The organism is Paenibacillus forsythiae T98 (assembly GCF_000520735.1).
Classification (GTDB): Bacteria; Bacillota; Bacilli; order Paenibacillales; family Paenibacillaceae; genus Paenibacillus_AQ; species Paenibacillus_AQ forsythiae.
On sequence record NZ_ASSC01000653.1, the window covers coordinates 1 to 11,484 of the forward strand.

Annotated in this window: 10 protein-coding genes and 1 pseudogene; 3 read left to right on the forward strand and 8 right to left on the reverse strand. The window is 52.1% G+C overall.

Annotation, left to right across the window (positions count from 1 at the left end; all coding sequences use genetic code 11):
• On the reverse strand, positions 1-2,001 hold a 2,001-nt coding region (locus L692_RS0120190), incomplete at its 3' end, for a sensor histidine kinase (protein ID WP_198027795.1).
• A 356-nt stretch (positions 2,002-2,357) separates the two neighbouring features.
• Between L692_RS0120190 and L692_RS0120195 the strand changes: the two genes are divergently transcribed.
• Positions 2,358-3,377 (forward strand): glycosyltransferase family 8 protein, encoded by a 1,020-nt coding sequence (locus L692_RS0120195; protein ID WP_025701856.1) that lies wholly within the window; start codon positions 2,358-2,360, stop codon positions 3,375-3,377.
• Positions 3,378-3,480: 103 nt separating this feature from the next.
• Here the strand turns inward: L692_RS0120195 and L692_RS0120200 are convergent, their stop codons facing one another.
• Together L692_RS0120200 and L692_RS0120205 are read right to left on the reverse strand one after the other, a co-directional pair.
• On the reverse strand, positions 3,481-4,341 hold the full coding sequence (locus L692_RS0120200; RefSeq protein ID WP_025701857.1) for an arylamine N-acetyltransferase family protein: 861 nt from the start codon (positions 4,339-4,341) through the stop codon (positions 3,481-3,483).
• Between the two features lie 104 nt (positions 4,342-4,445).
• Positions 4,446-5,678 carry an MFS transporter gene (locus L692_RS0120205; protein ID WP_084463292.1) on the reverse strand — a complete coding sequence of 411 codons (1,233 nt, stop codon included), beginning with the start codon at positions 5,676-5,678 and terminating at the stop codon, positions 4,446-4,448.
• A gap of 134 nt (positions 5,679-5,812) precedes the next feature.
• On the opposite strand from L692_RS0120205, the gene L692_RS0120210 reads away from it, so the two are divergent.
• Positions 5,813-6,394 (forward strand): TetR/AcrR family transcriptional regulator, encoded by a 582-nt coding sequence (locus L692_RS0120210; protein WP_025701859.1) that lies wholly within the window; start codon positions 5,813-5,815, stop codon positions 6,392-6,394.
• Between the two features lie 138 nt (positions 6,395-6,532).
• A pseudogene (locus tag L692_RS33630) lies at positions 6,533-6,890 on the forward strand (transposase); the annotation flags it as partial.
• Between the two features lie 35 nt (positions 6,891-6,925).
• Here the strand turns inward: L692_RS33630 and L692_RS31325 are convergent.
• From L692_RS31325 to cobS, 5 genes are all read right to left on the reverse strand, one after another.
• Complete coding sequence (locus tag L692_RS31325; protein WP_084463293.1) at positions 6,926-7,327, reverse strand: HIT family protein; 402 nt, start codon at positions 7,325-7,327, stop codon at positions 6,926-6,928.
• 132 nt (positions 7,328-7,459) lie between these two features.
• Positions 7,460-8,950 carry a cobyric acid synthase gene (locus L692_RS0120215; protein WP_051503548.1) on the reverse strand — a complete coding sequence of 497 codons (1,491 nt, stop codon included), beginning with the start codon at positions 8,948-8,950 and terminating at the stop codon, positions 7,460-7,462.
• Between the two features lie 13 nt (positions 8,951-8,963).
• A complete protein-coding gene (locus L692_RS29585; RefSeq protein ID WP_025701861.1) occupies positions 8,964-9,560 on the reverse strand; it encodes a histidine phosphatase family protein in 597 nt (198 codons plus the stop codon).
• Positions 9,557-10,666, reverse strand: a complete 1,110-nt coding sequence (cobD, locus tag L692_RS0120225) for a threonine-phosphate decarboxylase CobD (RefSeq protein ID WP_025701862.1) — start codon at positions 10,664-10,666, stop codon at positions 9,557-9,559. The genes L692_RS29585 and cobD overlap by 4 nt, the downstream gene beginning before the upstream one ends.
• Before the next feature lie 16 nt (positions 10,667-10,682).
• Positions 10,683-11,484, reverse strand: an 802-nt coding sequence (cobS, locus tag L692_RS0120230; RefSeq protein ID WP_332258283.1) for an adenosylcobinamide-GDP ribazoletransferase, incomplete at its 5' end; no start/stop codon positions are given.

Consider the following 11,484-nt stretch of genomic DNA (forward strand, 5'->3'; position numbering starts at 1 on the left):
GGCGCCAGCCGCTTCAGTCGAGGGAGCCGGCTCCTGCTGCCTCGTGGAGATAACTTGCTTATATGCGGTCTTCAATTCGGCAGAAAGGGAGAGATCCGCCACAGGCACCGTAAAGAAAAATACCGATCCTTTATCCGGCTCGGATTCCGCCCAGATCCGGCCTCCTCCAAGTTCGACGAGCTTCTTGGTAATGCTCAATCCAAGTCCCATACCGAGGAAGGCAGGGTCCACCGGCTTTCCAATCTCCCCGAATGGCAGGAATATCGTCTCAAGCCGCTCGGCGGCAATGCCCATACCGGTGTCCGCCACGGCAATCTTCACTTCCCGGCCACAGTCTTCCGCAGAAACTGTAATCGTTCCTTCATGCGTGAATTTAATGGCGTTGCCCAATAAATTATACAAAATTTGCTGAAAGCGATTCTCATCCGCATGGAGAAGCGGTAGATCCTCAGGCCACTCCTGCACGAACTGCAAGCTTTTGCCCCTGCCGGCTGTAAAGGTAAGGATATCAAGCACCGCAGAAACGACAGGCCGGAGATCCACCGGGCGCTGCGCGAGGACCATGTCGCCGTTCTTCAGCCTGGCCCAGTCCAGAATATCATTGACGAGCAAGGAGAGCCGCTTTCCTGTTGCCGCAATCATGGACAGATGGTGCTTCTGCTTCGGATTCAGCTCACCTGCCACCCCTTCCAGCAGAGAAGACGTCATATTTACAATTCCATGGAGCGGTGTACGCAGTTCATGAGAGGTGCTGGCCATGAATTCGTCCTTAAGCCCATCAAGCGTCAGCAGCTTTTGCGACAGCTGCTCTACTTCATGGAAAGAATTCGCGGACCGGAATGCAGACTGAAGCGCCTGTGCTATAAGAAAGAGCAATATACCGTAAGAGCTAAGAAGCTGACTCTCCAGCTTGCCATATACATTCAGCAGACTGACAATAATGACGATAAGCAGGCTGAAAATGTTAACAAGCATAAAGAACCTGTCCAAAATGTGCAACCGCCAGTGTCTTATCATCAAATAAATGATATATCCGACAAAGAACATAGACCATACGAGCCAGACCCCATCCCACTTGGAAAAAGAAAGCGTAGGAACAGATAGGGCCACAATCAGATCGAACCCGGTAATCCACCGGCACAGCAACAGGACAGGTCTGTGTACGACCATCGGAGAGTACGCCGCAATATAATGAACGAAACAAAAGTACACCCCTGCGGAGGACGCCAGCTGTAATCTTAATACTGTATCATAAGAAAGGGCTGGAGCCAGGTCTCCTATGACCTTCTCTCCATGAGTAAGCAAATAAATGCAGGCGAATAATGAGATCCCTCCCAAATACAGAAGGGACAGCTCCTGTCTTCGCAGCCGATACAGCAGCAGGAAGTAAACGGTTGAGACAAGGAAGCCTGATGCTATCAGCGAGTCGCCGAAAAATTTTGTTTTTTCAATGTTCATTATCGTTCTGTGGTCACCAAGCGAAATAGGGTACACCATCCCACCCGATGAATAGCTGTAGTTGGCGATTTGCACAAGAATCTCAATTTCGCCTCCATTTATAGCAGCAAACCCGGAGTAGGGTATATTGCGCTGCGCCCCCTCCTTGCCCGAAATAGCGGGTTCTCCGCTCGCTCCGACCTCTGTCCCGTTAATAAATATCCGGTTCGCAGACCGAATATTATCCGTCTTGATCCCGTAAATCTCATGTTGACGCTCCGGCACAAGAACTCGCAGGCGAAACGTTGCGTAACCGGTAGCCTTGGGATTGCCGGCGCTGCCCATATAGCTATTCCAGATGCCTGGGATATGGACGATCCCCGTAAGCTCAGGCGTCCTGCCCGGAGAGGAAGGAACCATTTTAAAGCTGTCCGGGGTCAGCAGTTGATCGCGGTAAAATTCCCATTCACCTTTAAGCGGAACAACCCCATTCGCCTGAAAGTCCCATTTCCGCAAATCCAGTACCCCTTCTTGCGACGAATAATGCTGAGAGGCTGTATGCATATAATTAAATATCCAGAATATAGGAATAATAATTAGAAATATCACAGCGATTGCGACAGTCGGCCACCGTTTATGCATCAATTCTCTCCAGATTAATAGATTTTACTTTCCGGGCATGCGAAGTGCAGCCGCATTATACCTTATCATCGGTTACCGTCAAAGTTTCTTTTATAAGCATATAAGCAAAGCTCCAAGCTTTGCAGAAACATCCGGAGTGACATGGACATCCGTCATGCGGCCAGGGAATCAAAATGGGTCAATTGCGTGGGGAAAATGCCCTTATCCACTCGTTCGTGACAAACGTATACTGTGCTGTGGCACATTCGTACAAAAAACGTTATGAGAGGATAAATCAGATGATTGAACTAGTCTTGGCTTTTCAGGATAAGGATGGGCAATACGCTGAGCATGCCGGGGTTGTTCTGGCGTCCGTTTTTCATAATACAAGTTCCCCTGTTAATGTGCATATTTTGCATGATGAGACTTTAAACGAGGACAACAAGCGAAGACTTGTTGAATTGGCAACCCGATTTAATCATACGATTAATTTCTATCACATCACTATACCCCAGGATATGCTTCAGGTCATGGCGGGTGTCGGCTCAATTAACGCCTGGACGCAGGCCTGCATGTATCGATTGCTCCTTCCCGCCCTGATCCCGGTTGACAAAATTATTTATCTCGACTGCGATGTTCTGGTGAACATGGATCTTCTGGAGCTGTGGCAGGTAGAATTGGGCGAATGCTACCTTGGGGCAATCAAGGATCAGGGCATTATGGAGGTAGCGCATATTATCAGCTCCAAGGGGCTTGATCCGGAGCTTTATTTTAATTCCGGGGTTATTGTATTCGCTCTGAACACGATCCGGAGCAATGTCGGCTGGTACGAAGAGACGCTGAACTTCTTCCGGAATTTCCCCGACACCACCATGCCCGATCAGGATGCGTTAAACGTCGTTTTCGGAAGGAACTACCTTCCACTCGATTTGCGCTTCAATTCTTTCAGCATTACCTCTCAAGACCATGATTTTACGAATAAAATCGTCCATTTCGCCGGAGTCGAAAAATGCTGGGATGCGGGTTCTTTAGGCTCAGAGCTATACCGGAATTACCTGAATCTGACGCCGTGGAGCCCAGACGAACCTCAACAGCCGGCAGAAGCAGCCCCCTCCGCACATCCTGCCCAGGCCAAGAAAACAAACGGAAAACGCAAGACTGCGAGCGCGAAGAGATTAAACTTGAAGCGAGGCGTGCGGAGAGCTTCCCGGAGAAAGGTGCTGCTCAAAAGGAGCAGCAGAATGAAGGGCAGACAAACAAAGATTAGCCTGATTTCTCTGCCCAGCCTGAGATTGATCCGGCAGATCACGAAGCGTTAAAGGTACGGTCAAGGGAGGCAAATCAGAAACTGCCTCTCCTTGCGGAGCTAGCCGTTTGCCCCAAAGGCCGCGTTCTTGCGGACGCGGCTTTTCAGATGAGATTTTACAAGCTCGCTGACTTTCTCCATTCTTCATGGATGTTCAGCACCCTTTTCCACAGATCATCCCGCTCCTGGCCGGAATAATGAACGAGGCGCTCGCCGAAAACATCGCCTAATACTTCAAGCCATTGTGATTTGGTGAGAATCTCCGTTCTCTCAATGCCTTGCTCCTCCCGCCTGCTAAAGATACAGCCCCTAAGCTCATTGCTTCCCGAAGCGTTCCTATGCTGGATAAGAAACAGATTCGCCCAAGGCGAGTCCGCAGACCGGCTGTAAAAAGCGTGCTTCGGCTCGAACTCTTCCATATCCGGCACCACCTCGGGCGCAAAATCCACTCCAATAAATGAAGCGGGAAGATCATGATCCAGTCTCCAGCCGTTCTTGACCACTTCAGAATCCCTGACTGTATATGTAAAAGGACCTTGCTTATAAGCTCCGGCTTGAAGCGGCAGCGGTTCATACGGCATATCCCCCAGACCGACATCCACGATCCACCTCCGTTCCTCTTCCTCCCCGGGCAAGCTGACGGTTACTCCGATATGAAAAGAGTCTATCCTCGGCTCCCCGCCATGCGGCTGAATGCCGCTTCTATGCCAGAAGACCCGGTAGCCCAAAGAACGAAGAAGCTCGCTGAACGCGCCGTTGAGGTGAAAGCAGTAACCGCTTCTGCCGTTCAGGATAAGCTGTACGGATTCTCTGACATGGATCGAAGCCGGTCTTCCCGCAAAAATATCAACCGTTTCCCACGGGATGTTCTTCATATGAGCTTTATGCAGTTCAAATAAATAAGCTTCGGTAGGCCGCTCTATTTCGCGAATGCCCAATCTTGTTAAATAAGCCTTTATTTCTTCTCTCGTCATCATTGACTCTGTTGTCGCCCCTTTTACTCTGCTTGCCCTGGCTTGGAAAAATAGCTTGATTCCACTAAGTATAGCACAGATTTTCCATGGCTCATCCGGCCGATTTTCTAGGCTGCAGGCATGAATCGTCTGGTTAATGCCCAGAACAGCAAAGCAATGAGACTGACTGAAGCGCCCAGCACACATACGCCGGTCCAGCCGGCGTATGCGAAGGTTGCGGTAGAGGCAATCGCGCCGGTGGCGCTTCCAATGGAATAGAAGATCATATACCCCGCAGTGAGACGGCTGCGGGCCTCTTGATGCACACGTAAAAGCATGGATTGATTCGTAACATGAACCGCCTGCACCGCAAGATCCAAAGCGACTACTCCCACAACTAATGCCCACAATGAATGCTCGGTAAAACCGATAGGCAGCCACGAGGCTACTAAAACAATCAAAGCGATGCCCGTTGTTCGTTGCCCTAAACCTCTATCCGCCAGTTGTCCTGCCTTTGCCGCAGCTAACGCTCCCGCTGCGCCCGCGAGGCCAAATGACCCGATAGCGGTATGTGAAAGTGAAAACGGCGGGGCGCTGAGCGGCAGCACAAGCGAACTCCACAAAATGCTAAACGAAGTAAAGATCAGCATGCAGATGACGGCGCGAATTCGCAATACCGGTTCCTGAACGAACAGGGCGAACACCGAGCGCAACAGCTGCAGGTAGGTCATGGACGTTCTTATATTCCGGTTATGCGGAAGAACCCGGGACAGCACTCCGGCCATCAGCAGCGTAAGGGCTGCGGAGACAAAATAGACGGTACGCCATCCGCCGATGTCCGATAAAATGCCTGCGGCGGTACGGGCCAGCAGAATGCCAATTACGACGCCGCTTGTCACGAGGCCAATCGCGCGTCCGCGATCAGACGGCGAAGCCAAAGTCGCCGCAAACGCTACAAGCACTTGCACCACAACGGCAAACAGACCGACCACACCCATTCCCACCAGCAATATAGCGCTGTTAGGCGCAGTGCTCACGGTAACCAATCCTGACACAGAGACAAGCATCATGCCGACCACAAGACGGCGCCGATTCATCAAATCGCCAAGCGGCACCAGCAGCAGAAGCCCTAAGGCGTAACAAATCTGGGTAGTTGTGATGATCACGCCAACGTGAGCGTGACTGATACCGTACTCCTCCGATATCGCGTCAAGCAGCGGTTGCGCAAAATAGATGTTGGCGACTGCCAGGCCGCAAGTGACTGCAAACAATAATGTGAGCGAGCGCGAAAGCGATGAGGGGGATTCTTCAGGCTTCTCCAAATGAACACTCTCCTTAAAGGTATGGGATTTGACCAGCATAACATATCGATCAGTAAATAATAACAATGGCAATATATAATATTCTGACGGTTATTGTCAATTGATTTGACAGATATAAAGCTGAAATTGTAAAATTATAATATACCGTTCGTTATGAAAAGAGGAGGACAATTATGGTCCGGCTTCGCGAGTTTGATGAGCAAAAGGCATTGGAAGCGGCTATGCATCTGTTTTGGGAAAAAGGCTACGAGGCAACCTCCTTAAGTGATCTGACGGCCAAAATGGGTATCCAGCGCCCCAGTATTTATTCGGCATTCGGAGATAAGAAGCAGCTGTTTGAAACCGCACTTCGAAAATATGCCCAGCTTCACGCTTCAAGAGTCAGGTCGCAGCTCCATAAAGTCCCATCCGTTAAAGAAGCCTTTCGGTCCTTTTTTAAAGGTGTTGTGGCAAAAGAATACGAGGAGGATCTGAATCGGGGATGCTTTTGTATCAATACCATGGTGGAACTGGCCCCCCATGATACCAAATTTGAAATCCTGACAAGAGAACATCAAATGTATCTGTCCGCCATATTTCAGGAAGCGATTGAAGAAGGCATTCGGTCTGGCGAAATAAACAAGGATACCAATGCAACAGCTTTGGCACAGACCCTCGTCGTAGCTTTAATCGGGCTTACGGTGATGATGAAGTCCCGTCCCGAGCGGTCATTTGTGGACAACTCTGTTGAGACTACACTTGCATTGATTAAATAAAGGCGGTTTTCTAAAAAATTGTTGCTATTGTGAGAAAGTAGTCTGGAAGTTGTTATAATATACAATAATAGCTTTCAGATGGGTGGCTGATTTCACATGGCAAAGGCATGATTAGACCTTTACGCACAGTTTACGGATTTGAGTGATGAGGACAAAAGGCAGTTTTCGAAGCGATAAAGAACGATGTGAATACTGAACCTAAGAAAATCATTGGAATATTATGAGGGTATTCGTCAATCTCGTTTTGGAAACGGTTTAGCGTGTGTCCATTGTGGCAGTCTTTGTGTGAAGCGAAATGGAACGTATCGAGAAAGACAACGCTACCTTTGCAAAGATTGTGGAAAAGCTTCAATGATATTAGTGGTACTCCTCTCTCTGGCACACACAATCCAGAAAAATGGATGAGGTATTTTTGATGATGGTTGAAAACAAAGGGAAATCACTTCCTAAAATTGCTTTGGAACTTGATATTCATGTTTCTACTGCATTCTATTGGCATCGTGCCAGAAACCGAATTTCACTACGATAATGTCATTTAAAACGGGCTGATGTATTTCGCTTGTTATCGGCGCTTTTTAGCCAGTGTCTAATCCCTTTGCCAGCATAGGGTTCGTCACTAAATCGAGGAATAACATGTAGGTGTGAATGCATGATATGCTGACCTCCAACAGCATCACAGTTCCAACCAATGTTATACCCGTTGGGGCGATGTTCTTCCTCCAAGATAGATTTTACTTCTTGTAATAATGAATATGTTGCAGACCATTCTTCTTCAGTTAAGTCAAAAACTGTTTCACGATGCTTAATTGGCACTATTAGTCCTGAACCAATTAAAACCTCTTGTGGGGTTTGTAGGAAAAGACAGTGTTCATTCTGAATTATCACTTGTTGTTGTTCTACTAATTCAAGACTGCAAAAAGGACATTCCTTCATTCAGACAACCACCTTAATGTTTTAGTATAATTTTTACATTTTTTCACTCTTATTAGCAATAATTTTCAAGAAAACAGCCTAAATAAAAGAAACCCGAACCATTTTCGCTCTCACGGTGGCTCGGGTTCGTTCTTATTTTAAACCGGCGATCCGGTAAATCTGGTCGATATCCAGATACGCCCGGACGTGGTCGGCCAAGCGGTCGAAGGCGGCCGTTTTGCGGCTCCGGAAATGAATGTCCGTCTGAAGCGGGGCAAGCCCTTTTTCCTGCCGGATCAGGTTAAGCCACTTGCGCCGGAACGCATCGTTCTCGAATATCCCGTGCAGATACGTGCCCCACACCCGTCCGTCGACCGACAGTATGCCGTCTTCATGGCCGCCGAGCTGAAACAATCCGTTTACAGGCTCCAGCTTCTCCGTCCGGCCCATATGGATTTCGTAGCCCTCTACGGAAATGCCTTGCAGTTTCAGCCATTCCGGGTGATTGCAGGTCACGGTCCCACTGACTCTCTGCGTCCGTTTATCCGGGTAAAAGACCGTCTCCGCAGGCAAATATCCCAGTCCGGCTGCTTCTCCTTCTTCCGACTCCACTTGATGAGGATCGCTCAGCCTCGCCCCCAGCATCTGGTATCCGCCGCAAATGCCTACGAGCCGGGCTCCGGACTCCACCTTGTTCCTTACGGCATCAGCTAGCCCCGATTCCCGCAAAAAGCCCAGGTCCGCCAGCGTATTCTTCGTCCCGGGCAGCAGAATGACATCGGGATTTCCCAGCTCCCCGGGACTCTGTACATAACGCACCCGCACATCCGGTTCTGCCCCGAGCGGGTCCGTATCCGTAAAGTTGGAAATCCGGGGCAGCCGGATGATCGCGATGTCGATATCGGCAGCCGGATTCGGGCTATCTACCTGATGATCCAGCGCCACCGAATCCTCGGCCTCAATATCGATCCCGTTCAGGAAGGGAATGACGCCAAGGACGGGGATTCCCGTCCGCTGCTCCAGCCAGTCCAGTCCGGGCTGCAGAATCGTGACATCCCCCCGGAATTTGTTGATTATGAAGCCCTTGACCCGGCTCCGCTCATGCGGTTCAAGCAGCTCCAGCGTTCCGACGATGGAGGCGAACACCCCGCCCCGGTCAATATCCGCCACCAGAACGACCGGAGCATCCGCCCATTCCGCGAGACGCATATTGACAATATCCCGGTCCTTCAAATTGATTTCCGCCGGGCTTCCCGCCCCTTCAATGACGACCGCATCATACCCGGACTTCAACCGGTCAAGGGCTTCCCGGACAATCGCTTCCGCTATAGGCAGGTACTCCTCCCGGTAGCGCCGGGCGCTCATTTCCGCATGCGGCCTGCCGTGAACGACCACCTGGGCGGTCATATCCCTCGTCGGCTTGATCAGGATAGGGTTCATATCCGTTGTGGCTATAATTCCGCAGGCTTCCGCCTGAACGCCCTGTGCCCGGCCGATCTCTTTGCCGCATAAAGTAACATACGAGTTCAGTGCCATATTTTGCGATTTGTATGGCGCCGTCTTGAACCCGTCCTGAACAAAAATCCGGCACACCGCCGTGGTGATAATGCTTTTGCCTACGTCGGACGCCGTTCCCTGGAACATGACCGTTCTCGCTTTACTCAGCTTCCCTCACCCCTTGGCCTTCGATTTCCGTCCATTCCCCATGCCCAAGGGGATTCTCCCAGAATGGCTTCTTCCCGATCTGCGCAAGCCAGGAATTAATGATTCCGCCATGGGTCACAACCAGAACCCTGCCGTAATCCCGCCTGCTCAATTCCTTCATAAAATGACATACCCGGCTGCGGACCCCAGGCAGCGATTCTGTCCCGCCGGGCGGGGTGAGCGTCTCCATCTGCCCGTACCACCGGGTCATTTCTTCGGGAAAGCGGGCCATCGCTTCTTCATAAGTCAAGCCTTCAATCCAGCCAAAATCCATTTCTCTCAGCCTCGCATCCGCAATGATCGGAGGAAGGCTCCGGCCCTCGCCGCATGCCGCCTGCTGAACTTCACAGGCCGTCTCACAGGCTCTCCGCAAATCGCTGCAATAGATGGCATCGAGATCAAGATGCGCAAGCGCCCGGCCGAGCCCTCTCGCCTGATTTCGGCCCAGCTCGCTTAGCGGCTGATCCGTATGTCCGATGTATCGCCGCTGTTCATTCCAATCCGTAGCTCCGTGCCTGGCCAATATCATCTTCGGCAGCGGGATACTCACTCCGTTCCCTCGGCTTCTCGCCTGCTCAAAATCGCGCAGCGCAGCGCGGCAATCAGGCGTTCATTCTCCGGACGCGTCCTGACCGCAATGCGAAAATAGCGGTCATCCAGACCGGCAAAGCCTGCGCATCGGCGAATCAGGATGCCCTGCTTCCCGAGCGTATGCTGAAGCTCCTCAGCAGCCGGACCGGACCTCGAGGTGCGGACCAGCATAAAATTGGCCTTCCCCGGAAACGGCTGGCAGCCGATGCTCCTTAATTCCTCTGTAAGCCAGCTTCGCTCCAGGGCAACAAGCTGCTTCGTGCGCTCTTCATATCCGGTCTGGTTTAATGCGAACACGCCCGCCTTCTGCGCCAGATAATTGACGCTCCAGGGCACCTGCAGCCTCCGAAGAAACGAGATATTGTCCGGATGGGCAACGGCGTAGCCCAGGCGCAAGCCGGGAATGCCGTAAAACTTGGTCATGGACCGGATAACGATCACATGCCGGGAATTAGCCGCCTCGCGAATGAAGGACAGCTCGCTCTCGTCCTCGAAAAAGTCGATGAACGCCTCGTCGAGCACAACGACAGTCTGATGCGTGGCGGCCGTATCCGCCAGACGGGCCACCGCTTCCCGGTCCAGCCACTGTCCCGTAGGATTATTGGGCTGGCCAACAAACAGCAGGTCCGCTTCTTCGCAGGCGGCGAGCAGCGCTTCCACGGGAATCGCAAAGGCGTCTTCCGCAGAGGCGGGAACAGGCAGCATTTCGGCGCCCGCTTTTAATGAGGCTTCGGCATATTCCCGAAACGCCGGATCGACCACCGCCACTTTCCCCGGCTTAAACCCCCGCACGATCAAATCAATGACTTCCGCGGCTCCATTGCCGACCAGAATGGACGAAGGATCGATATTGTATTTTTGCGAAATGGCGCTGCGCAGCTCCCGGGATTCAGGGTCAGGATAGTGAACCAGCCCCTCCCATTCCGCAAGAAGAATATCCTTTAACCCCGGCGGCGGACCCATGGGATTAATATTCGCGCTGAAATCAAGCATTTGCCGGACCGGAACTCCGAACAGTTCTTCCGCCGTAGCCAGGTCCCCGCCATGGCCGTTGCGTTCAAGCATGTCTTTCCCTCCAGTATTAGAAAGAGATATATACCGCCGCCAGGAGACCCGCAGTCTCCGCCAGCTCATTCAAAGCTCCATAGGTATCCCCGGTCAACCCTCCAAGACGCCGGACACAATGACGGACGAACAGCCAGGCCGCCGCCGCCTGAACTCCAAACAGCCCAAGCCATCCGAAGGAAGGCCGGAGAATGAACGGGAATAACAACAGCAGCAAGGCTCCCGCAAGATAACCGGCATGGGCATCCCGGAACAGCCCTCCCATGCCCTGCTCCCCGCCAATATAAGGCCGCCGGATGATCGCAGCCACCATGGCTCCCCGGCTCACAGCCGGAACCGTCAGCAGCAGGGTGAGCAGCAGGCTCCCGGAAAGCGTGCCCTGCTCCACCCGGTCCAGCAGCGTCCACAGCGAAGCCCACTTGATCAGCAGCACGAAGAAGGCCGCCAGAACGCCCATGGCCCCGACACGGCTGTCCTTCATGATCGCCAGCATCAGTTCACGCGGCCGATGGCTCCCCAGGCCGTCCGCCGTATCCATCAGACCGTCCAGATGCAGCCCCCCGGTCAGAAGGGTCCAAAGGAGCAGCAGGACGGCGGCATGCAGGGGAGCAGCGCCGGGTGGCAGCGCCAGCGAAGCCAGGTACAGAATAGACCCGATAACGAACCCTACAACCGGATAAAACAGCACGCTCCGGCTCACATAGCGCTTGTCGTATTCCACTAGAACGGGGATCGGAAGCCGGGTAAGAAACTGGAACGCCACAATCAAAGAAACCAGCCATTGTCTCATCTTATCTCTCCATAATACAGACTTCCCG

Excerpts from the sequence above, each read along its gene's own strand:
- L692_RS0120195 (WP_025701856.1), top strand. The coding sequence starts at position 2,358 with ATGATTGAACTAGTCTTGGCTTTTCAGGATAAGGATGGGCAATACGCT.
- L692_RS0120200 (WP_025701857.1), bottom strand. The coding sequence starts at position 4,341 with ATGATGACGAGAGAAGAAATAAAGGCTTATTTAACAAGATTGGGCATT.
- L692_RS0120205 (WP_084463292.1), bottom strand. The coding sequence starts at position 5,678 with ATGCTGGTCAAATCCCATACCTTTAAGGAGAGTGTTCATTTGGAGAAG.
- L692_RS0120210 (WP_025701859.1), top strand. The coding sequence starts at position 5,813 with ATGGTCCGGCTTCGCGAGTTTGATGAGCAAAAGGCATTGGAAGCGGCT.
- L692_RS31325 (WP_084463293.1), bottom strand. The coding sequence starts at position 7,327 with ATGAAGGAATGTCCTTTTTGCAGTCTTGAATTAGTAGAACAACAACAA.
- L692_RS0120215 (WP_051503548.1), bottom strand. The coding sequence starts at position 8,950 with ATGTTCCAGGGAACGGCGTCCGACGTAGGCAAAAGCATTATCACCACG.
- cobD (WP_025701862.1), bottom strand. The coding sequence starts at position 10,666 with ATGCTTGAACGCAACGGCCATGGCGGGGACCTGGCTACGGCGGAAGAA.